This is a genomic window from Burkholderia sp. E168m22, assembly GCF_001319805.1.
Classification (GTDB): Bacteria; Pseudomonadota; Gammaproteobacteria; order Burkholderiales; family Burkholderiaceae; genus Burkholderia; species Burkholderia orbicola.
Genome location: NZ_BBSK01000014.1, coordinates 196,130 through 217,474, shown reverse-complemented (window position 1 = coordinate 217,474; position 21,345 = coordinate 196,130). Strand labels below are relative to the sequence as shown.

Sequence of the window (21,345 nt, the reverse complement as noted above, 5' to 3'; positions counted from 1 at the left end):
CGGTTGCAAACCGGCAGGTTCGTCATGCCGAAAGACAGCAGATTGTCTGCCCTCGATCGTGCACGCAAACTCGTTGCCGTCCCTGGCTTTCAGGTTGACGAAGGTATGCGCCCTTCAGTACGGCGGTGGTTTTCCAAATAAAACCGATGCACCGCTCGCGGGGACTATCCGACGGAATGGCCGGAATCGCCAGAAGCCTATGCCCGACGGACTGCGCCAAATGATATAGACCGGTCTAGTTTCATGTCAACCGCGCCTGATTAAAATCCGGCATCCCCTACCCGGCCGCCGTTCCTTCAGGCCTTCAATCCCATCAGCTTCGCGAGCGTCGGCCAGCGATCGAGCAACGCGTCGAACGCGCGGCGCGCCTGTTCGTCGACGTAGCGCTCGGGGTCGAGCGCGGGCAGATGCCGCGCGAGGCCGATCACGTCGTTCGGTTGAGACAGGCGATCGTCGTCGCCTTCGCCAGCTATCGTCACTGTTCGTCGATCCATACACCGTCCGGCGTTTTCACCGCGTAACCCGCGGCCGTCTGCATCGTCACCGTGCCCTCGTTCTCGCCGATCATCCGCGTGCGCGGCAAATCGGCCGCGTATTGCGCGAGCGTCGCACCGGGCTTGAACGGGCTGTTCGACACGAGATTCGACAGCAACTGCGCGAGCGCGAGGAAGCTGGTCGGCTGCTCGATCACGGTCGTCGCGCCGTGGTTGCCGGTGAAGCCGACGAGACGCACGCCGACCGGCCCGTGCACGATGCGTGGCGTCGGAATCTCGCGCAGCCCCGCGATCTGGTTCTTGTCGCCGCGCAACGCGGCGCCGTGCTCGGGCACGAACACGATCACCGCGCGGCGGCCCGATTGCGCGATCAGGTCGGCGAGACGGTCGAAGTCGGTCATCATTTTCGTCGCGCGCTGCGGATACGAGTCGATGCTCGTCAGCGCGCTGCCGACGACGCGGTTGCCGTCGTGCAGACTGATCGTGTTGTAGTACAGCGCGACCGGCCCCGGCACCGACGCGCGCTGCGCGTACCAGTTCGCGAGCGTCGCATAGTCGTCCTTGATCGCCGAGCCGTCGAACGCATGCATCGCGACCGGCGCGGCCGCGTTCGAGATCATCGGCGCATCGGCCACGCCGATGTTGTCGTGGATCACCTGCAGGAAGTTGTCGAAATGGCCGTCGTGGTTCAGCAGCGACTGCACCGTATAGCCGGCGCCCGCCAGTTGCGAGAACAGGTGGCACTGCTGCGGTGCGGGCTTGTACAGGTCCGCATGCGCTTCCTGCCCGCAGCTCGCGCGCAGCACGCGGATCGCGGCCGGCCCGCTGTAGCTCGCGGCCGTGCTGAAGTTCGTGAACAGGTAGTCGAAGTGGCTCAGCATCGGGTGATTGCGCACCTTCGCCGCATCGAGATCGTCCCACGACAGCGAGCAGATGTGCAGCACGATCACGTCGAACTGCGCGGCCGGATCGCTGCCGAGATGGCCGAACGCGACCTGCCGCTGCGACTCCTGCGCGCGGAACGTCGCGAGCGCCGCGTTGTGATCCTCGGGCTGGTCGACGCGCGTGGCGCCCGCCACGTTCGCCTGCGGCTGGGCCGGCGCGACGACGCGCGCCATCAGCCCGCTGCCGGCCTGCCACAGCGGCATCACCACCAGCACGGCCACCACGAACGTCGCGACGCGCAGCCAGCGATTGACGATGAAATAGACGATCAGCACGCCGACGATCGTCAGCGCCAGCACCGGCGGCAACAGGCGCGGCAGCAGCTCCATCCAGTAGTCGAGGCGGAACGTGCTGACTTCGCGCGCGGCCTCCGCGAGACGGGCGAGCGACGGCGCATGCAGCTCCCGCGCGAGCAACGGCACCGCGATCGCGACCGCCACGACCTGCCGGACGATGCGCCATGCGCGCGACCGGATCGGCGCACTCGCCACGAGCACCACCGCGAACGCGAGGTTCGCGAGCCAGAACGGCTGCAGGCGCCCGGTCGCGAACAGCGCGAACTTCAGGATGAAATACAGATTCCAGAACGTCATCTAACCCACTCCATGATGCGCACCGCGTCAGTCGCGCGCGCGATCGAGTTTCGGCGCGAGCATCGCCTGCACGCCGCGCGCCGCACCCTTCCACATTCGTACATAGCCGTCCAGCCCGATCCGCAGCACTTCCTTGAGCCCACCGAGCGGCGTGTCGGGCCGCGCGCCTTCGTGCCAGTCGAGCCATGCGTCCGCGCGGCCGAACGTGCATTGCACGAGCTGACGTTCCTGTTCGAGCGTCAGTTCCTCGAAGCTGACGCCGACATGAGTCGGCGTCACCCGCGTCACGCGCACCGGGAACGGGAACGCCCGGTCGCCGCGCGTCACGCACACCGTCAGCGTGTCGCCGGCGGCGAGCGGCAGCCCCGGCACCGCTTCGAGCCCGAGGCCGCCCGTCGAATAGTCGCTCGTGAAGCATGCGGCCGTCGAGCCGTCGGCGAGCAGCAGCATCGCCGGCACGCGCATCGCGATCCGGTGCGTGACGCGCACCTGCTTGGTCTCGCGCGCGACGGCCAGCGCCGCACCGAGCATCGCGAGGTTGTACACGGTCCAGCCGAGCGTGATCAGGATCGTCGATGCCTCGTCGCCCTGGTCGGCCACGAGCCGCCACAGGCCGGCGACGATCGCGAGCACGTTCAGCGCGAACAGCACCAGATACGGCTTCGACGTCGACCAGTCGACGTAGCCTTCGTCGATCTTGCCGCCCTTGTCGGTCACGTTGAACTTGCCGTGCTTCGGGCTGAAGAACGCGACGGTGGTCGGCAATGCGATGTACCACGCGAGCACCGATTCGTAGACCTCGGCCCAGAACGAATGCCGGTAGCGCCCCTGCATCCGCGAGTTCGCGACGTTCGCGAGCACGAGGTACGGGATCACGTAGCTCGCGAGCGCGAGCGACGACGCGTTGATGAAGTACAGATGGAAGAACAGGTACGCGAGCGGGATCGTCAGGAAGATCAGCCGCGGAATCCCGTAGAAGAAATGCAGCATCGCGTTGCCGTAGCAGATCCGCTGGATCAGGCCGAGCCCGCGCCCGAGGAACGGGTTGTCGATGCGGAAGATCTGCGCCATCCCGCGCGCCCAGCGCGTGCGCTGCTTCACGTGGCCCGCGAGGCTTTCGGTCGCGAGGCCGGCCGCCTGCACGGTCGGCAGGTACGCCGACGTATAGCCGCGCCGATGCAGCTTGAGCGCCGTGTGCGCGTCCTCGGTCACGGTCTCGACCGCGACGCCGCCGACCTCCTCCAGCGCACTGCGCTTGAGCACCGCGCACGAGCCGCAGAAGAACGTCGCGTTCCACAGGTCGTTGCCCGACTGCACGAGGCCGTAGAACAGGTTGCCCTCGTTCGGGATCTCCCGGAACGTGCCGAGGTTGCGCTCGAACGGATCGGGCGAGAAGAAATGGTGCGGCGTCTGCACCAGCGCGCACTTCGGGTCGCGCAGGAACACGCCCATCGTCGTCTGCAGGAACGAGCGCGTCGGCACGTGATCGCAATCGAAGATCGCGATGTACTCGCCGTGCGTCTTCGGCAGCGCGCGGTTGATGTTGCCGGCCTTCGCGTGGAGATTGTCGTCGCGCGTCAGGTAGTCGATGCCGGCCTCGGCCGCGAATGCCGCGAACTCGGGGCGCCGGCCGTCGTCGAGCAGGTATACGCGCAGCTTCGCGCTCGGCCAGTCGATGCTCTGCGCGGCGAACACGGTCGGCTTCACGACCGACAGCGGCTCGTTGTAGGTCGGGATATAGACGTCGACGGTCGGCCACGTGTCCGGATCGTCGGGCAGCGGCACGATCGGCCGGTCGAGCGGCCACGCGGTCTGCACGAAGCCGAGCAGCAGGATCATCCACGTATAGGCTTCGGCGCCGTACAGCAGGTAGCCGGCGACGGCTTCGACCGGGCTGCGGAAGTCGAGCGTCTGGGTCGTGCGCCACCACACGTAACGCACCGTCGCGAGCAGCGCGAGCGACGCGAGCGCGAGGGTCGGCAGATGGCCAGGCAGGCGGCGCAGCGCGAGCGCGAGCACCGCGACGATCGCGAAGAACGCGAACTGCGCGCCGGGCATCAGCGGCGACATCCCGGCCGCGGCCCACAGCATCGCGCCGGCCACGAGCAGCAGCGGCGTGAGCCAGCGGCGCCGGCCGACGCCGTTCGCGCGCGCATCGAGCCAGCCGCCCCAGCGCACCCACGGCAAACGCTCGAGCATCGCGTTGATGCGCCGGCCGACCGCGCGCCCGGCCACGTAGACGGGCACCACGAACGTGTCGAACCACGCGAGCGGATCGCGCGCGGGCCGTCCGTCGGCCGCGCGCGGCGCGCGCACGATCGCGCGCCACAGCCATTCGCGCATGCTGAGCGGCTGCAGCACGCCCCAGTCGTGCGCGAGCCGCAGGAACGCGACGCGCACCCAAAGGCGCACATGATCGGGCCGGCCGGGCGGCGGTGCGTGGAAGAACAGCCGCACGAACCAGTCGACCCGCGTGCGTTGCGCCGGCAGCCCGATGCCGCGCGCGCACCAGTCGGCCGCGCGACGGCCGAACGCACGCAGTCGCGACGCGAGCGTGGCGTTCATCGCATGGCTCCGGCGCGGCCGGCGACGGCCGCCGTCAGCCACGTATCGACCCAGTTCGCGACGCCGTTCAGGTCGTGCGACGCCTGCGAATACGGCGCGTCGTCGAAGATCCAGCTGCCGCGTGCAAGCGCTTCGGGCACCGCCGCGTCGACGTGGATGCGTTGCTCGAGCATCGACGCCGGCCCCGCGACCGCGCGCAGCATCGCCAGCGCGTCGCGCTGCATGTCGCGCGCCGGGTTCAGCCGGTTCACGACGATCTGCAGCGCGCCGCGGCCGGCTCGCAGCGCGCCGAGCCGCGCGGCCGTCGTCGCGCACGCGACCGGCTCCGGCGGCACGACGACGAGCGCCAGGTCAGCGCACCGGATCGCCTGTTCGGCCTGCGGCGACGGATAGCGCGCGGTGTCGACCAGCACGACGCCGTCGGCCGGCAACGCGATTTCGCCGAGCGCGCGCGACAGCCAGGCCGGATCGGCCACGAGCCGCGCATCGCACGCGGCGGCGCCGGCCGCATCGACTTGCCCGTACGGCACGAACAGCACGCCGTCGGCGTTGCGCCACGTGTGCGCGTGCCACGGTTCGGCGCCGCCCAGCAGGCTGTGCGCCAGACCGTGCTCGGCCAGCGTATCGAGGCCGAGCGTCGCGCCCATCAGGTTCTGGGCATCGAATTCGACGGCCACGACCGGCCGGCCGCGGCGCGCGAGCAGCACCGCGAGCGCGGCGGCGAGCGTCGTGCGGCCCGCGCCGCCCGTCGTCGACGTGAGGGCGATCGTCTTCATCGTGCCACCTTGCTGTCGCGAGTGTCGGTTTCGTCGGCGTCGGCGCCGCCGAAGCCCGGCAGCAGACGGCCGCGCAGCGCGACCGGCACGAGCTCGCACGGTACCGCGTCGCGCCGGTCGATGCCGCGCGGCGCATGGAAGCCGCGGCCAATGCCGAGGTGCTGCGCGACGATCCACACCGGTACCGCAATCACGATACCGACGAGGAAACCGATGACGAGTTCGGCGATCATGCGTCCTCCTGCTTGCGCAACGGCATCGCGCTGCGGACGGCGCCGCGCGCCCGCGCGGCGGAAATGACGGGGTCCGGCGGCGACGCGTCGACGGCGATGGGCACGGACGCCTGCGGCACACCGATCGCGTCGAGCGCGACGACGGTATCGATCGCGTCGATCGCGTCGCTCACCTCGCCCGCATCGGGCAAGGCTGCGCCGGGTTCGACGGGCGCGGCTGCTGCGCGTGCGGCGCCCGCCGGCCGCGTCGCCGCGAACAGGTCGCTGTAGTCGGCGATCGGCGCGCGCCGGTTCTCGGCCTTCAGCGCGTCGAGCTCGGTGTCGATGCTGCCCTGCCCGAGGCACACGACGCGGTCGGACAGCGTATCGACCGGCACCTCGAAGATCCGCGCGAGCGCGTCCTCGGCGTCGACCGGCTCGCAGGCGAACAGGAACACGAACAGGTGCCCGGCATCGGCCGTCACGACGTCGCCCGCGCGGCGCGGCCGGCAGTGCCGCAGCGCGTCGACGTGCGATACGCCCGGCAACAGCGTGAGCTTCGCGAGCGTGTGCGGTAGCGCGAGCACCGCGCCGCGATCGAGCACCGCGCGAATCCGCTGGCAGAACGCGCCGACCGGCAGATAACCGAGCACCGAATCGCCGAGCGCAGCCGCGAGCGCCGCGCGGTAGTCGGCCGCGACGGGCCGTGCGTAGAGCTGGCCGTGCAGCGCGTGCACGGCGGCCTGCATCCGCGAGACAGGCAGGTCGCGCGCGACGACCCGGTTCGCGCCGACGCTCAGCACGAGCATCTCGAACTGCTGGCGCAGCACCTCGCCGCGCTCGACGACCGCGATCTTCAGCGCGCCGCCGCACTGCCGGCGCAGCGCGTGCACGTCCGCGCACAGCGCTTCGAGCTGCGCGTGCGAGCGGAACACGAGCACCGCGGTCGCGGCCTGCGCACTCGCGCACGCGGCGACGACGGCCGCGTTGTCGTCGACGATCTCCCAGCCGTCCGGCACGCGGCTTGCGCCGTCGAGCACCGCGCGGCTGACCACCACGCGATCCTCGTCGCTCGCGAGCTTCATCCGGCGTGCCGGCTCGGTCGCGCCGCCATCGACGCTCGCCGACAGCCGGCCGCCCGGTGCGAAGCGCAGCGGCCGCACCTCGCCGGCCGCGAGCGTGTCGCCCGCGCGCCAGAAATCGACCACCCACAGCAGTTCGCCATGCGTGCGCTGCAACTGCGCGACGCCCGAACAGATTCCGTGGAAGCCGCTGCGCGGCGTGCGATCGGCATCGCGCACGAGCGGCGCATCGTCGGCGCGCGCGTCGCCGCCCGCGCGGGTCGCTTCAGGGTCGAGCAGCAGCACGAGCGCAATCCGGCGCGTGCGGCACCAGTCGGCCAGCGCGTGCGCTTCGTCCGCGAGCGCGACCGGATTGTCCCAGCTGAACCAGCGCTGGGCGCCTTCGACGAAATACAGCGAACGCGCGTGAAATCCATAGCGCTTCATCGCGCGCAAGCCGCCGGTCAGCCGCGCGAACGGGCCCGGCGCCGCGCGGCGCGGTGCGTTGCCAGCTGCGCCGGCGTCGGCACCGTCGTCGGCCGGCTCGACCGCAGCCGGCATCGCCAGCACGTTCAGGTTGCGCGGCCAGCCGGCCGGCTGCACGCCGCCCGCGAAGCCGAGCGACGCCATCTGCGCGGCGACGCGCGCCGGATCGCGCGCCAGCACGATCGTGACGTCGCGCGTGCGCGCCTGACGCGCGCTTTCCCAGACGAGCGTATCGCAGGCCGGCGTACCGCCGGCCGCGTAGATCGCGTAAAGGCCGCCGGCTTCCAGTTGCGTCCAGGTATCGGGCAGGCCGTCGATCGCGAGCCGGCTCAAGGCGCCGGCACGGCCGCCCGCCGGCCTCATGCGCAGCAGCGCGCGCAGGCGATCGGCCAGGCTGGCGGCGCCGGGCGCGGAGCGGGTGGCATCGAATTCCGTAGTCACGGCGTTCCCCTAGTAATCCGAATAAAGCCGCACGGGCGTCGGCGTGACGAGCCAGCTGCGCGACGCACGCGCGTCGAACGCATAACGCAGATACACGAGCGCCGAGCTCGGCGCATAGTCGTGCGACCGGTCGATGTGCAATTGCGCGCCGACGCTCAGGTGCGGGTTCACACGATATTCCGCGATGCCGTTCACGCCGTACGAGAACGACACGCCGCGCGTCGAGCTGCCCGCGTACACGAAGCCGGCCGCCACCTGTTCGGCGCGCTGGCCGGAAAGCGTCGGGTAATACAGCGAATCCTTCTCGTAGCTGTTCGAGATCCCGCCCGTGACGGTCAGGTCCCACGACAGCGCATCGTGCCGCCCCGCCCATTCGATCGGCACGCCGAGCGACAGATAGCGCTGCGGACTGTAGTAACCGCCCTGCCCGTACGTGTAGTAGCGCAGGTTCTGCGCGTAGTGCCACGCATTGCCGACCAGCCCCGTGCTGACCTTCATCGCCGCGCGCTCGTACACGGGCACCGTGAAGCCGGTGCGCAGCGTGACTTCCGCGTTGCGTTCGACGTTACGGCCCGACAGCACGCCCGCGCCGAGCTCCGCGAACAGGTTCGTGCGGCCGACGTCGACCGACGCGCGCAGGTTCACGCCGTCGCGGCGCACGCCGCCCCACACCGCGCCCGTCCACGGGTCGCGCATCCCCGCGTACGACAGCACGCTGCTCGTTTCCGGCCGCCGCGACGCATTCACGGAGAAGCTCGCCAGGCCCGCGTCGAAGCGATAGCGCACGCCGCCGACGAGGTAATGCACCGGGAAGCCGAGCGGCGACGTGCCGAGATCGACGCGCCATGCATCGGACAGATAGCCGGCGCCGAGCGCGACGCCCGTCGTCGACTGGTGCAGCGAGCCCGGCGGATTCGCGATCAGCGCGGCGGCCTGCGGATTCTGCTGGAACGGCGGCGGCAGCCCGTTCGACGCCCTGAGCCCCGCGTACGTGCCGAACGTCTTGAGCGAATACGCGTCCGGCACGCTCGTATCGAGCGTGCCCGGATCGAGGTGCACGGTGTCGACCTGCGCGAACACGTGCCCGTCGTAGCGGATCGGCAGTTGCATGTAGATCGGCACCTGCTGCGCGCGATACGACGAGATGCCTTCGTCGCCCGACTTGTACGCGGGTATCCAGCCGGTCTCGATCTCGGGATTGCGCCGCTGCTGCAGATCCGCGAACGCGGCCTGCGCGGGCGTCAGCCCGTCGCGGCCCGGGCTCACGCCCGTCGCGCGTTCCTGCGACTGCGACAACCGGTACAGCGACGCCGCGTCGTCATAGCGGCCCTGCGCCTCGGCCACGCGCCCGGCCGCGACCGTCACGTCGGCGCGGGCCGGATACGCGGCCTGCAGCCGCTCGGTCACCTGCGCGGCTTCGTCCGGCCGGCGCAGCGCGTTCAGGCGACGCACGGCCGACAGTTGCGTGTCGACATCGTCGTCCGGTGTGCGGGCCAGCACAGCCTGCACGCGCTCGCGCGCGCCGGCACGGTTGCCGCTGTCCTCGTCGATCCGGGCCAGCGCGAGCTGCGTATCGGCGTCGTCCGGCGTGCGCGCCACGACCGGTGCGAGCGCATCGCGTGCGGCATCGTAATGGCCCTGCGCGCGTTCGAGATCGGCGAGTTCGAGCGCATAACGCTTGTCCGCGCGGCCGGCCGGGCTCGCGCGGTCGAGCAGCGTGCGCGCCTGCGCATAGTCCTGTCGCGCGATCGCGTCGTCGGTCTGCCGCAGCACGAGCCGCAGCGACTGATCCTCCAGTCGCGCCGTCTGCGCGGGCGTCAGCGAAGGATCGCCGCGCAGCGTATCGAGCCACGCGGCGAGCGCGTCGTCGCGCCCCGCGCGGCCGAGCAGATCGCCGTAGCGCAGCCGCACGTCCGCGTCGGCGTCGCGCGGATGCGCGGCGATCCAGTCGCGCAGCGGCGCGAGGCCGCGCTCCGGTTCGCCCGCGTCGATCCACTGCGTGCCGATCGCGGCGAGCATGTCGGGATCGTCCGGCGCGCTCGCCTGCGCATGCGCGAGCGTGGCGGCGAAGGCCGCGCGGTCGCCGCGGGCATGTGCGCCGCGCGCGTCGGCCAGCGCGCTTTCGGCATCGAGCTTGCGCGCCAGCGCGCGCATCCCGTCCGAACGGTGCGCGTCGTCGACCGGTGCGAGCACGGCCTGCGCGCCGGCGACATCGTCGAGCGAATTACGGTACAGCGCGCTCGCGTAGCGCATCTCCGGCGTATCGCTCAGCGCCAGCCCGTCGTCCATCACCGTGCGGCCGAGCTGCGGCAACCCCATGTCGCGATACAGGCGTGCAAGCGCGAAACGCGTCCACGGCGCATCGGGCGCCGCGCGCACAGCCGCCTCGTAGCGTTGCGCGGCCGGCCCGCGCGCGCCCTTGTCGGCCAGCGCGCGTGCCTCGTTCGCGAGCACGTCGCCACGCAGGCCGTCGAGCGCGCGGCGATCGTCGGCGCCCGTCACGCGCCCTTGCAGCGCATCGAGCAATGGGCCGATCCGGTCCGCGCGGCCGGTGTTTTCATACAGCGTGGCCGTATCGCGCACGGCCGACAGGCTCGGCGAGCGCGCGGCCAGCAAGCCGCGCAGCAACGGCTCCGCCTGTGTCCAGTCGCGCTGCGCGAGCAGCGCATCGGCGAGCTGCAGCTTCGCGTCCGGGTTGTCCGGCTGCATCGCGAGCGCCGCACGCGCGGCGCGCTCGGCATCACGCGGGCGGCCCGCACTGGCCGCTTCGCGGCCTTGGGCGAGCAGCCCCCAGAACTGCGCGGTACGCGCGAGGCCTTGCCATTTGCCGCGCTGGTCGGTCGCACGCGCCGCGGCCCGCGTAAACAGCGCGCGCGCTTCGTCGTGCCGCCCTTCGCGCAGACGCAGCAGGCCGAGCCCGCCCAGCGCATCGGCGTCGTCGGCTCGCGCCCGCGCGGCGCGCGCGAGCAGCGGGTCGGCGGCGGCCAGGTCGCCGCGCGCCAGCGCCTGCAACCCGCGCTGCTGCGCGATGTAGTCGGGATCGCGTTCGAGCCGGCGTTGCGCGTCGCGCTGCTGGTCGAGGCCGGCGGCGCGATCGCGGAATTCGGTGTCGTCCGGCGCGAGCGCGAGATACGCGTGCAGCGCATCGAGATACGCGGGATCGCTGCCGGCCGACTGCAGCACGCGCCGCCACAGCGCCATCGCTTCCGTATGGTCCGCGTCGGCGCGCTTCGCGAGCGACCATGCGATCCGGTTCGCTTCCGCGCGCGTGTCGTCGCGCTGGTTCAACAGCCGCGCGAGCGCCATCGATGCGCTCGTGTCCCGCGGATCGGCGGCGACCGCGCGGCGCAGCGCGGCGATCGCCGGCTGGCGCCCGCCCGGCGCATTCGACACGATCTGGTAATACTCGGCGCCGAGCGCGCCCGACGGCGCGCCGTTCGGAAACAGCGCGACGATCCGTCGGGCCGCCTCATCGGCGCGGCCGCTGCGCGCGAGCAGCCGGATCTGCGCCATCTCGCCGCGCCCGCTCGTCGCGACGCGGTATTCGTCAGCCACCCGTTGCGTGGCAGGCGCATTCGGCGACTGCGCCTGCAGCCGCGCCAGCGACGCCTGCGCGCCTTTCGCGTCGCCGAGCCGCAGCAGCACACGCACCTGTTCGGCCAGCAGCTCGGGATCGCCCGGCGCGATCAGCAAGCCCTTGCGCAGCGCATCCCGCGCGAGGTCGTCGCGATGCTTGATGCCCCACATCCGCGCGGTGTCAAGCTCGCGCCGCGCATCGGCGGCGGCCGAGGTCGCCGGAGTCGCTGGGTTCGCCGGGTTCGCGATCGCCGCGCCGGAGGCGGCGCCTGGCGCCGCCGCGCACACCGACGACGCGAGCCACGCGAATCCCGCGACGTGCGGCGCCGCGCACTTCAGCGGGCGGCGCACGAACGGCCTCCCCAGCGGGTGTCGAGCGTGCCGTCCGCCCCGAACCGGTAGCGGCCGTCGCGCCAGCCGAGGCCGAACAGCGTCAGCACGCTCGTGTAATAGCCGGGCGCCGACTGGCGCGCGAGCGTATCGACGCGGGCCGCCTGGGCATCCGCGAGCGCGTGCTGGCCGCGTGCGTCGAGAAACGGCACGGCGGCCGCGGAGAAGCCGCCGTTGCCATCGTTCGGCCCGGCGACGCCCGTCGTCGTATCGACCTTCTCCGGCGGCGCGCCGTGCGCGGCGACATGGTCGGCGAACGGCGCGAACTTCGCGAGCAGCGGCGCGGCGAGCGGATCGGCGTGGTCCAGCATGCCGGCCCACAGGTACACGCGGATCGCGTTGTACGCGCTTTCCGCATGGGTCTGCGGATCGGGCCCGAAACCGTTGCCCGCGCGATACAGCGCCCAGTCGGGCGAAAAACCTTTCGGCGCGGTGTCGAGCAGCACGCGAGCGGTGCTGGACGCCAGCGCGGCCCAGCGACGGTCGTCGGGCAGCCGTGCGCCGAGCGCGCGAATCACCTGCGGCGGCGAATAGCTCGGATTCACGCGCCATTGGCCGTTGGCCAGCTTGAACCCGGTCGGGCCCGGCAGCAGCGTGAGGCCGAGGCCCGGCACGGTCGCCGTCTCGGCGTCGAGCACGCGCTTCGCGAGCAGCGCGCCGCGCGCCGTATAGCTGCGCTCGTGCCACAGCCGCCCGGCCTCGACGAGCGCATACGCGATCCACAGGTCGGCGTCCGACGCCGGGTTCGCGTCGAGCACGCGCCACGCGCCGTCGGGCGCGCGGCCCCACAGCCACGCCGGCAGGTGCGCGCTCAGGTCGCCCTGCGCGAGGTTGTTCTCGGTCCATGCGAGGATCGTGTCGAACATGCGCCGGTCGTTCGCGACCAGCGCGAAGAAAAGTCCATACGCCTGTCCCTCCGATACCGTGCGCGAATCGGCCGAGCCGACGTCGATCACGCGGCCGTCGGCCGAGATGAAATCACGCTTGAACGCGTCCCAGCGCGGCCACGCCGCGCTGCATCCCGTGCTCGCCGCATCGGCTGCACCGGCCGCCGCCGCGTGCGTGCGCGTGGCCATGCCGGCCGCCGCGCACGTCACCGCGACCGCCAGCGCGAGCGTCGCGCCGACACGTCGCGCCGGCTGCGTTGCCCGTCGCTTCGTCATTGCCCGCGCCATCCGTTACATCCCCCGGCGACGCGCGGCGATTCGCTGCAGCACGCTGAACACGCCGAGCGCGAGCAGCAGCCCTGCGACGACGCCGACCGCGCCGAGCAGCACCGGATGCCGCGCCGCCTCCGTCCACACGCGCGCATACCACGGCACGAAGCCGACCACGTAAGGCTCGCCGACCCGCAGGCTGTCGACCTGCCCCGGCCGAACCAGCGCGAGGTCGCCCTGCAACTGCGACACGAGCCCGCCGCTCTCGAACACGTCGAGCAGATCGCCGAGGCGCGGCTGGTCGGTCGCCGTCAGCGCGACGACGCTGCGGCCGCGGCTACCGGGCAGCTCGAACCCGGCGAGCGCCGCGAGCGGGCCCGTCTGTTCGATATGCGCGCCGCCGTCGGCGAGGCCCACGCCGTTGCGCCAGCGCTCCTTCACCGTGAATGCGACGCGCGTCGCGCCACCGGCGCCCGCGCCGCCCTGCTCGCCGATCGCGAGCGGCAGCGCCGCGCGCCATTGCGCGAGCAGCGGCGACGCCGGCGAGCCGTCGATCACGAGCAGATCCTTGTGCCCCGACAGCGCGGCGACGTCGCCGGGCCGCGCCACCTGCACGCGCAGCGCCGGGAAGCCGGTCCATTCACCCATGTGGCCGAGCATCGTCAGGTAGGCCTCGAGTTCCTGCGGCGACGGCCGGTCGGGCAGCACGACGGCCGTCTGCGACAGGTCGGCGAAGCGCGTGAACGGGAAGCCGCTGTTCGCGAAGAACGCGAGGTTCGGCAATTGCGCGTAATGGACGAAGTGCGAGAAGTCGATCGTCGAATCGGGATCGATCGCCGCGCGTTGCGGCTCGGTGGCCGTGCTCGAACACAGGCCCGTCTTCTGCGAATCGAGCGTGAAGCGGAACTGCAGCTGGTTGCCGCTGCCGACGCGAAACGCGGGAATGTCGACGTCGCTCGTCACGCGCCCTTCCGGCACCGCCAGCAGCGGCAGCTGCATGCGGCCGTGCGCATCTTCGGCATGGGCCGGCCCGAGCCGGTACGACTTCACGAGCTGATCGTTGATCTCGACCGCGAGCGTCGAATTGTCCTGCACGGTCGGCGCCGTGTAGCGGTAGCGCAGCGTGATCGGCACGCCCGCGCCGTTCCATGAATGCAGATCGGCCGGCACGCGCAGGTTCAGCCGGATCGCGTCGGGCGTCGTGCCGCGCACCTCCAGCTGACGCGGATCGTTCACGAGTTCGCGGAACGCGATCGGCCGGTTCACCGGCAGCCAGCGCGGCGCGTCGTACGGCTTGCGCGGCGCGCCCAGATCGACGTGCGCGACCGTCGCCGCCTGCCCCGACAGCGCCGCGCGGCCGAGCACGAGCGTCGCGACCGCGTCGTCGACCTCGGCCGCCGTGCGGCCCGTGACGACCAGCAGCTTGCGGCCCGGCGCGGCCGGGTTGTCCGCGACCGCGAGCAGCGGGCCATTGATCGGCGGCAGCGCGAGACCGGCCGGCAGCGTCGCGGCCGTGCCGACCACGACGGCCTGATCGTCGGCCGGCAGCGTGGTCGATACCGGGAAGCGCGCATGCCGGTAGTCGGCCAGCGCGCCGAACCACGATGCGAGCACCCCCGCGCTGCGCAGGGTGGCCGAATCGGGCGTGGCGGGCAGCACGAACGGCAGCCGCAGGCGGCCGTTGTCGCGCCGGTCGAAAAACGGCGCGGGCAGCAGCGCGAGATCGTTCGGCAGGCGCACCGGCGATTCGTCTAGGATCAGTTCGCTCGTCGGGCTCACGTCGGCCCACAACGCCGAATTCGTCGGGTCCTCGCAGTGGTCGAGCGTGTAATGCGCGATCAGGCGCAGGCCGATCTGGTTGAAATCCGAAAAGTAGCGCGGATCGATCGGAATCTCTTGCGTCACCGTGCGGCCCGCACGCGCGGCATCGAACGGGACGGTCGCGATCACCTCGCCGTTCACCGACACCTTCAGGTGCGACAGCGGAAAGACCAGCGACGGCGAATACGCGTAGGTCAGGCGCAAGCGCGCGCCCGTGATCACGCGGTCGAGCCGCACGCCGGCGTTGATCGTGCGTGCGTCGTCGGCGCCGCGCAGGCGCAGCGGATCGAACGCGCCGAGCGATGCGAACGGCATGCGCACGGTCGTCGCCGGCAGGCCGGCGGCCGGCGCGCTGGCCCCAGTCGGCGCGGCCGGAGCGGTCGCGAGCACCGCCGCTGGCGCTGCATCCGGCGCCGCCGCGTGATCGGCGGCGGCCGTCGAAGCGGCGGCCGGCACCGCCGGCAGCGGCGCGGCCGACAGCGCGGCCGTGTGGAAAGCGCCGGTCATCGCGGCAGCCAGAACGAACAGCGACACGGCCGGCTTCATGCGCCGCTCCGCTTCGTCACGATCGTCCGGTCATCCTGCGCGTCGAAACCGACGCGCGCAAAGCAGCTATGCCCGTGAGTGCACATCCCCTCTGCTTCCCCTCATTTATGGCCTGATTGCATTTATCGGAACGACGCGGCGGATCATTCAACGACCGGTTCGTCGCGCTGGGGAACGCCTGGCACCGGCGGCCGCCCATTTGTCACACTATCTCAAAAATAGAACAAAACTCACCGTGATTCGCGACTGAGAAGCGAAAAAATCTCAATTCGGTCGGAAATGCCGCACAGGAAGAGTGAATGGCAAGAATTGCGCCGTTGCCGCCGGATGGCTGGAACGGCATACTGCCGGCGCGGTACGGCTGGCCGGGCACCGGCACCGTTGCGTTGCGAACCACCCGGCACGCGCTGCCGCGAGCGGCGCGTATGCTACCGCAAGCGCGCGCCGAGCGATGCACTTTTTCACGGAAAACTGACTTGAATCAAACCGCCGACGCCGCCACGCCGTCCCCCGACACGTTGTTGCGCATCATCGCCGCGCAAGCCGAAATCGCGAAACTCGGCCTCGACCTCGGCAGCGTGATGGCCTACGTGGCCGAACAGGTGCCGCAGCTCACCGGCGCGAGCGCCGCCGCGGTCGAATTCGCCGAAGGCGACGACATGGTGTACCGCGCCGCGTCGGGCACGGCCGCCGGGATGCTCGGCCTGCGGTTGCGGCGCTCGGGCAGCCTGTCGGGCCTGTGCGTGCAGCAGGGCGAGTTGCTGCACTGTATCGATTCGGAAACCGACCCGCGCGTCGATCGCGACGCATGCCGCCGGGTCGGCCTGCGCTCGATGCTCGTGATGCCGCTCACGCACGCCGACACGACGGTCGGCGTGCTGAAGGTGATGTCGCCGGACGTCGACGGTTTCTCACCGGCCGACGCCGGCACGCTGCGGCTGATGGCCGAACTGATCGCCGCCGCGATGTTCCACGCGGCGCGCAACGAAGCGAACGAGCTGTACCTGCGCGCGACGCACGACGCGCTCACGGGCCTGCCGAACCGTGCGCTGTTCTACGACCGCCTGCGCCAGTCGATGCACACGGCGCTGCGCGCGAGCGGCCGACTCGGCATTCTCAACATCGACATGGACGGCCTGAAGCCGATCAACGACGGGTTCGGCCACCGCGCGGGCGACGCCGCGCTGCGCGAGGTCGCCACGCGGATGCAGGCCGCGGTGCGGCGCTCGGACACGGTCGCGCGCATCGGCGGCGACGAATTCGCGGTGATCCTGCCGAACCTCGGCACCCGCGACGACGCCCAGGTGCAAAGCATGCGGCTCGCGCGGCGGGTCGGCGAGCCGTTCGAATTCGACGGGCATGCGCTGCGGCTCGGCGTCAGCGTCGGCATCGCGATGCTGCCGGACGACGGCACCGACATGAACGCGCTGATCGAGCATGCGGACCAGGCGATGTACGAAGCCAAGCGCACGCGATCGCGGCGCACCACGCACGCATGACGGCTGGCGCGCGCCGGCCGGGCTGTTCCCACCGATAGCCGGCTTGCGCCGGCGCTAGCCGATGGGCGACACCGCGACCGCGATCCCGACGACGAGCCACTGCACGATCGCCACGAGCACGGCGGCCCGGCACAGCCCGACCGCGCCGCGCACGCGCGCGTCGAGCGTGCGCCCGACCTTCGCCGCATCGATCCAGCCCAGGTCGGCGAGCGCGCGGTCGAGCGCCGCGAGCGGGCCGTCGACCGCCCCGTCGCCGTCCACCGCCCGCGCGAGCGTGGCAAACAGCCGCCGATCGATCGCGATGCGCACCGCGTACCACAGCGCCGCGATCCCCGCCCCCGTGCTGACGACGGCCAGCAGCACGCGGGCAAGCGTCGGCGCCGCCCAGCCCGCCGCGATCCACCCGCCCGCGCCGGCCGCGACCAGCGCTGCCGCGAGCGCCCATGCGCCCGCATCGAGCGCGCCGCGCGCGGCGGCAATCCTGAACGGAACGGACGGATCGTGCATCATCCCTGCCCCGCGTCGCGCCGGCGATCGATCCACTGCTGCAGCACGGCCACGCTTTCATCCGACCATACCGCGTGCGGCCGCACCGCACGCACCGCGGCCAGCGCGTCGCGCGCATCGGCCAACCCGCGCCGCGCGGCGACCCACGCGGCCGCGCACAGCACGCTGCGCCCGTAGCCGAGTGCGCAGCACACCAGCACGTCGCGCCCTTCGCCGTGCAGGCGTTCGAGCGCCGCGACGGCCTGCGCGAGCTGCACCGCCGTCGGTGCGACGAGATCGAGTTGCGGCACCGACGCATACGCGAGCGATGCGTCGGCCGCCGCCCAGCGCGGCATCTCGGCGGTCAGGTCGACCAGCGCGGTGAAGCCGTGGCGCCGGATGTCGCGCGTGGTCGGCGTCCGGCCGATCGACACGCGCTCGTCGATCCGCACCGGCGCGGGCTGCCGGCGCGTCCACAGCCGCGAATTGACGAATGCGCCGGCGATCGTCGGCGCGAGCAGCCCGCCGACGAAGACCGGAAACCGCCCGCGCGCATCCTTCTGAAATACGCCGGGCGCGCCGCGCCGGTAGGCCCACGCAACGCAGGCGAGCGCCAGTGCGACCCATCCAGCCGCCAGCGCCCAGCCCGGCGCGCGCGGCACGCACGCCAGCGCCACGAGTGCGACCAGCGCGGCGCCGAACGCATAGCGGAGCGCGAGCGCGCGACCGGCCGCGGACGGCGACGCATCGGCGCCCGGCAGCCGGCCCGCGGCATCGCGCAGCGGAAACAGGAATAGCGCGAGACAGCCGACGGCCGCCCCGGTCGGCACGTCGATCGCGTGATGCTGGTAAGTCGTCAGCACCGACACGCCGATCGCCGCGAACCACAGATGCAGCACGACGCGCACGAACGTGCCGCGCAGATGCCTTGCATAGACGGCCCACAGCACGACCAGCAAGCCGATATGCAGCGACGGTGCCTGGTTGAACGGCTTGTCGAAACCCATCAGCAGCGTGAACAGCGCACCGGCCATGCCGCCCGCGTCGGGCCGCTCGAAGCCGAAGCGCAGCGGCCACGCGATGAAGCACGCAACCGACATCAGCTGCACGGTCAGCAGCCGCTTCACGTGATCGAGCAGATCGTCGCGGCGCGTCCAGAAGAAGAACGACAACGCATACAGCAGGTCGATCGACCAGTACGGCACGATCGTCCACGGCACGAACGGGATCGCATGCTCCCAGCCGAACGCGAAGGTCGGCACCGCCGCGCGGCGCGCGGCGAGCCAGTTCGCGAAGCCGTACGTCGAGAAGAACACGGCGCCCATCGCCGCGAGCCAGCCGAAGCGCAGCACGAACGACGCGTCGCGCGCGCCGGCCGCCGGTTCGGCCAGCCCGTCACTCGCCTCCGCGCCCGCGCCGCCGCCGAGCACGCTCATGACGCGTCGACCCGCTGCGCGAGGCTGACCGTGAAGATGCCCATCTCGTCGATCCGCTGGTCGAGCTTGCGGAATCCCGCCCGCGCGACGAGCTCGTCCATTTCGGCCTGCGAACGGCGACGCATCACCCAGGTCGACTCGCCGCGATGATTGTTCAGCGCACGCGCGATGAATTCGAGCTGCGGATGCCACGGCTGCCCCGTATAGACGAGATAGCCGCCCGGCGGCACGGCCTGCGCGAGCCCGCGCAGCGAGCGCTCGATCAGCGCGTTCTCGCCGAACAGCTCGTACAGGCCCGACACGATCGCCAGCGTAGGCCGCGGCTCGAGCGTCGCGAGCGACGTCTCGTCGAACGCGTCGCCGCGCTCGAAGCGCGCGATCGGCTCGAGACCGCGCTGCGCGATCAGCACGCGCCCGGCCTCGACGTTCGGCGGACTGTAGTCGCGCAGCGTGATGTCGTCGGGCGCCGCGCCATCGCGTTCCGCGGCCAGCGCGATCGCATCGAGCACGTAGCGCCCGTGGCCGGCGGCGATGTCGACGATCCGCACCGGCGTGCCGTTCCCGCGCAGCCGGCCGATCGCCGCACCGATCAGTTCCTGCAGATGCACCTTGCGCTGACGGATGCCGACCCAGCCCGGCGAATCGAGATACGTGCGGTCAATCAGCGCGCCGATGCCCAGCCGCCCCTGCGCACGGTTGCGGTACACGTAGTCGAGCGTCGAGCCCGAATCGAAGCCGAGCCGCAACCCGAGCGCGATGCCGTCCGACAGCGCGCCGCCGGCTTTCAGGCCGGCGCGCGTGAGCGCCCAGTACGCCCGTGCGAACACGTTCGCCGGCGGCCGGGAGAGCGCCGCGTATTCGTCATGGAACGCGCCGCGCCGGTCGGCATCGGCGAGCGACACGCGCGGGCTCGGCGCATCGAACTCGCGCAGCACGAACGCCCGCAGCGGCGCGAGCGCCTGCGCGCGGTCGCGCTCGCCGAGCGTGTCGTGATAGAAGCCCGGCAGCACGATGCGCTCCTTGCGCGCCGCGCCGAGCCGCTCGAAGAAACGGTCCTGCGGGCCGCGATGCACGACCCAGTCGGCGCCCGAGATCAGCAACAGCGTCGGCACGGTGATCGCGGCCGCGTCGGCGACGATGCGCCGCGCGGTATCGTGCAGGTCGAGCAGCATGTTGACCGCGATCGGCCGCGTGATCAGCGGATCGGACGCGTAGCTCGCGATCCGTTCGGGATCGTGCGTGAGGAATTTCGGCTTCACGTAGCTGTTCACGTAGAACAGCCCGCGCAGCTTGTGCATCAGCCGCAGCCCGGGCCGCGCGAACGGCACGTAGAGCTTGATGTGGAACGCCGGCGACGCGACCACGAGCGCGCGGATCGGCGGCGCGTAGTCGTGTACCCAGGTCGCCGCGAGCACCGCGCCGACGCTCTGGCCGACTACCGCCATCTCCTCGATCGCGATGCCGTGCGTGTCGCGGATATGCTCGACGAAGGTCTGCAGGTCGCGCACCGATGCGGCCGCGCTCGGGCTGTAGCCGCGCGCGCCCGGCGAGCGGCCGTGGCCGCGTGCGTCCCACGCAAAAAACGCGAAATCCGGCAGGTCGAGCTCGTCGACGAGGTGCGCGACGCGCGCCGAGTGTTCGTGCCCGCGATGCAGCAGCACGATGGCGCCGCGGCAGCGTGCGCCCGTCGCGGGCCAGTGACGATAGAACAGCGTTTCGCCGTCGTGCGTGATGAAGTCGGCCTCGCGGGCCGTGCGTGCGCTCATGCGATCTCTCTCGTTTCGTTATACGTATCGTGTGGCGCCGCCCTCCGGCGCCCGGCCCGTCAGCCGCCCGCTTCGGTGATCCCGGCCCGGACGCGCCGCACCACCGTCACGATCGACAGCACGATCAGCAGCCGCCACAGCCAGGCGCCGACGCTGCCGACCGGCAGACCGAAGCCGATCCACAGGGCGAACGCGCCGAGGGCCAGCGCCCGGTCGCTTTTGCCGAACGGGCCGTCGTAGCGGCGCGTCGCACCGACGAGCGGGCCGATCAGCCCCGCGCATTCGACGATCACCGCCGTCAGCGCGAACAGCCAGACGTCCGCCGGAGCGAACGCGGGAATGGCGAGGAACGGCAGCACGAGCGCGACGTCGGACACGATGTCGCCCAGCTCGTTCAGGTAGGCGCCGAGCGTGCTCTTCTGCCCGTGCTCGCGCGCGAGCATCCCGTCGATCGCGTTGAGCGCCATGCGCGCGAACAGCCACAGCGGGATCAGCAGGAACAGCGCGCGAGCGAACACGCCGAGCCCGGCGAGCGCGCCGACGACGATCGAGCCGCCGGCCGCGAACAGCGTGACCTGGTTGGCCGTGACGCCGCGTTCGGCGAGCGAATCCGCGAACGGGCGCAGACGATTCTGGAATTTGGGTTTGAGTGCGTAGAGGCTCATCGTTTCGTATTCGTATTATTCGCGCGGCACGGTCGGATACGTTTCCCGCCGCCATGCCCCGGGCGGCGAAACGGCCTGCGTCGGCCTGGATTGAACGACCCTCATCGTCGCCGAGCGGCCTCGATGCGTCAAGCCTGCGGGCCGGCGCGCCCGCGCGGCGCCAATCTGGCGTTTTTCGGCGAAACTCGCGATAATCCGCTGGCCCGATCGCGGCGAGATCGATTCGAACTGCAGACGGGCACTCGTGCAACAGCCGATTATCACGCCGCCGACCGGCGCATTCGCCGCGACGCGACAGCGTGCGACGGCGAATCGTCCGATTATCGCGGACCTGCGACAGGCAGCCACGAATTTGAAAAAATTTAAACAAGAGCCGTCCGGCGCGCATCCTGCGGCGCCGGCATTCCGGGGTTCCGCCCGCCGCGCGTGC

Annotated in this window: 15 protein-coding genes; 2 read left to right on the top strand and 13 right to left on the bottom strand. The window is 71.4% G+C overall.

Translation table 11 applies throughout. The annotated features are described in order from the left end of the window. Positions 1-296 precede the first annotated feature (296 nt). From AP428_RS04135 to bcsB, 9 genes are read right to left on the bottom strand one after another with little or no spacing between them, the layout of a single operon-like run. Positions 297-494, bottom strand: coding sequence for a hypothetical protein (locus AP428_RS04135; RefSeq protein WP_054927614.1), 198 nt, complete (start codon positions 492-494; stop codon positions 297-299). After that, complete coding sequence (bcsG, locus tag AP428_RS04130; RefSeq protein ID WP_054927613.1) at positions 476-2,032, bottom strand: cellulose biosynthesis protein BcsG; 1,557 nt, start codon at positions 2,030-2,032, stop codon at positions 476-478. Before bcsG ends, AP428_RS04135 begins: the two co-directional genes overlap by 19 nt. A gap of 27 nt (positions 2,033-2,059) precedes the next feature. Continuing rightward, positions 2,060-4,597 (bottom strand): UDP-forming cellulose synthase catalytic subunit, encoded by a 2,538-nt coding sequence (bcsA, locus tag AP428_RS04125; RefSeq protein WP_054927630.1) that lies wholly within the window; start codon positions 4,595-4,597, stop codon positions 2,060-2,062. After that, the gene (bcsQ, locus tag AP428_RS04120; RefSeq protein WP_011545166.1) at positions 4,594-5,373 is read right to left on the bottom strand and encodes a cellulose biosynthesis protein BcsQ; all 780 of its coding nucleotides are present in this window, start codon (positions 5,371-5,373) and stop codon (positions 4,594-4,596) included. The genes bcsA and bcsQ overlap by 4 nt, the downstream gene beginning before the upstream one ends. Then, positions 5,370-5,606, bottom strand: coding sequence for a hypothetical protein (locus AP428_RS04115; protein WP_054927612.1), 237 nt, complete (start codon positions 5,604-5,606; stop codon positions 5,370-5,372). Before AP428_RS04115 ends, bcsQ begins: the two co-directional genes overlap by 4 nt. Next, the gene (gene bcsE / locus AP428_RS04110) at positions 5,603-7,573 is read right to left on the bottom strand and encodes a cellulose biosynthesis protein BcsE (protein ID WP_054927611.1); all 1,971 of its coding nucleotides are present in this window, start codon (positions 7,571-7,573) and stop codon (positions 5,603-5,605) included. Before bcsE ends, AP428_RS04115 begins: the two co-directional genes overlap by 4 nt. Before the next feature lie 9 nt (positions 7,574-7,582). Then, on the bottom strand, positions 7,583-11,500 hold the full coding sequence (locus tag AP428_RS04105) for a cellulose synthase subunit BcsC-related outer membrane protein (protein WP_054927610.1): 3,918 nt from the start codon (positions 11,498-11,500) through the stop codon (positions 7,583-7,585). Further along, positions 11,485-12,714 carry a cellulose synthase complex periplasmic endoglucanase BcsZ gene (bcsZ, locus tag AP428_RS04100; RefSeq protein WP_043888683.1) on the bottom strand — a complete coding sequence of 410 codons (1,230 nt, stop codon included), beginning with the start codon at positions 12,712-12,714 and terminating at the stop codon, positions 11,485-11,487. Before bcsZ ends, AP428_RS04105 begins: the two co-directional genes overlap by 16 nt. A 3-nt stretch (positions 12,715-12,717) precedes the next feature. Beyond that, the gene (bcsB, locus tag AP428_RS04095; RefSeq protein ID WP_054927609.1) at positions 12,718-15,063 is read right to left on the bottom strand and encodes a cellulose biosynthesis cyclic di-GMP-binding regulatory protein BcsB; all 2,346 of its coding nucleotides are present in this window, start codon (positions 15,061-15,063) and stop codon (positions 12,718-12,720) included. 299 nt (positions 15,064-15,362) lie between these two features. Here bcsB and AP428_RS04090 point away from each other — a divergent pair, with 299 nt between their 5' ends. Next, positions 15,363-16,562 (top strand): sensor domain-containing diguanylate cyclase, encoded by a 1,200-nt coding sequence (locus AP428_RS04090; protein ID WP_054927608.1) that lies wholly within the window; start codon positions 15,363-15,365, stop codon positions 16,560-16,562. Positions 16,563-16,616: 54 nt separating this feature from the next. Here AP428_RS04090 and AP428_RS04085 read toward each other — a convergent pair whose 3' ends face one another. From AP428_RS04085 to AP428_RS04070, 4 genes are read right to left on the bottom strand one after another with little or no spacing between them, the layout of a single operon-like run. Then, on the bottom strand, positions 16,617-17,069 hold the full coding sequence (locus tag AP428_RS04085) for a hypothetical protein (RefSeq protein ID WP_054927629.1): 453 nt from the start codon (positions 17,067-17,069) through the stop codon (positions 16,617-16,619). Further along, positions 17,069-18,484, bottom strand: a complete 1,416-nt coding sequence (locus tag AP428_RS04080; RefSeq protein ID WP_054927607.1) for a phosphatase PAP2/dual specificity phosphatase family protein — start codon at positions 18,482-18,484, stop codon at positions 17,069-17,071. The genes AP428_RS04085 and AP428_RS04080 overlap by 1 nt, the downstream gene beginning before the upstream one ends. Beyond that, the gene (locus AP428_RS04075) at positions 18,481-20,250 is read right to left on the bottom strand and encodes a bifunctional alpha/beta hydrolase/class I SAM-dependent methyltransferase (protein ID WP_054927606.1); all 1,770 of its coding nucleotides are present in this window, start codon (positions 20,248-20,250) and stop codon (positions 18,481-18,483) included. Before AP428_RS04075 ends, AP428_RS04080 begins: the two co-directional genes overlap by 4 nt. A 59-nt stretch (positions 20,251-20,309) precedes the next feature. Continuing rightward, positions 20,310-20,915 (bottom strand): CDP-alcohol phosphatidyltransferase family protein, encoded by a 606-nt coding sequence (locus AP428_RS04070; RefSeq protein WP_011545156.1) that lies wholly within the window; start codon positions 20,913-20,915, stop codon positions 20,310-20,312. A gap of 123 nt (positions 20,916-21,038) precedes the next feature. Here AP428_RS04070 and AP428_RS37365 point away from each other — a divergent pair, with 123 nt between their 5' ends. Continuing rightward, positions 21,039-21,281, top strand: a complete 243-nt coding sequence (locus AP428_RS37365) for a hypothetical protein (RefSeq protein WP_226141478.1) — start codon at positions 21,039-21,041, stop codon at positions 21,279-21,281. Positions 21,282-21,345: the final 64 nt, after the last annotated feature.

What these genes read in the sequence shown, in the direction of transcription:
- AP428_RS04080 (WP_054927607.1), bottom strand. Translation starts at nt 18,484, where the DNA reads ATGAGCGTGCTCGGCGGCGGCGCGGGCGCGGAGGCGAGTGACGGGCTG.
- AP428_RS04090 (WP_054927608.1), top strand. Translation starts at nt 15,363, where the DNA reads ATGGCAAGAATTGCGCCGTTGCCGCCGGATGGCTGGAACGGCATACTG.
- bcsG (WP_054927613.1), bottom strand. Translation starts at nt 2,032, where the DNA reads ATGACGTTCTGGAATCTGTATTTCATCCTGAAGTTCGCGCTGTTCGCG.
- AP428_RS37365 (WP_226141478.1), top strand. Translation starts at nt 21,039, where the DNA reads ATGCGTCAAGCCTGCGGGCCGGCGCGCCCGCGCGGCGCCAATCTGGCG.
- bcsZ (WP_043888683.1), bottom strand. Translation starts at nt 12,714, where the DNA reads ATGGCGCGGGCAATGACGAAGCGACGGGCAACGCAGCCGGCGCGACGT.
- AP428_RS04115 (WP_054927612.1), bottom strand. Translation starts at nt 5,606, where the DNA reads ATGATCGCCGAACTCGTCATCGGTTTCCTCGTCGGTATCGTGATTGCG.
- AP428_RS04075 (WP_054927606.1), bottom strand. Translation starts at nt 20,250, where the DNA reads ATGAGCGCACGCACGGCCCGCGAGGCCGACTTCATCACGCACGACGGC.
- AP428_RS04135 (WP_054927614.1), bottom strand. Translation starts at nt 494, where the DNA reads ATGGATCGACGAACAGTGACGATAGCTGGCGAAGGCGACGACGATCGC.
- AP428_RS04070 (WP_011545156.1), bottom strand. Translation starts at nt 20,915, where the DNA reads ATGAGCCTCTACGCACTCAAACCCAAATTCCAGAATCGTCTGCGCCCG.
- bcsA (WP_054927630.1), bottom strand. Translation starts at nt 4,597, where the DNA reads ATGAACGCCACGCTCGCGTCGCGACTGCGTGCGTTCGGCCGTCGCGCG.
- bcsQ (WP_011545166.1), bottom strand. Translation starts at nt 5,373, where the DNA reads ATGAAGACGATCGCCCTCACGTCGACGACGGGCGGCGCGGGCCGCACG.
- AP428_RS04085 (WP_054927629.1), bottom strand. Translation starts at nt 17,069, where the DNA reads ATGCACGATCCGTCCGTTCCGTTCAGGATTGCCGCCGCGCGCGGCGCG.
- bcsB (WP_054927609.1), bottom strand. Translation starts at nt 15,063, where the DNA reads ATGAAGCCGGCCGTGTCGCTGTTCGTTCTGGCTGCCGCGATGACCGGC.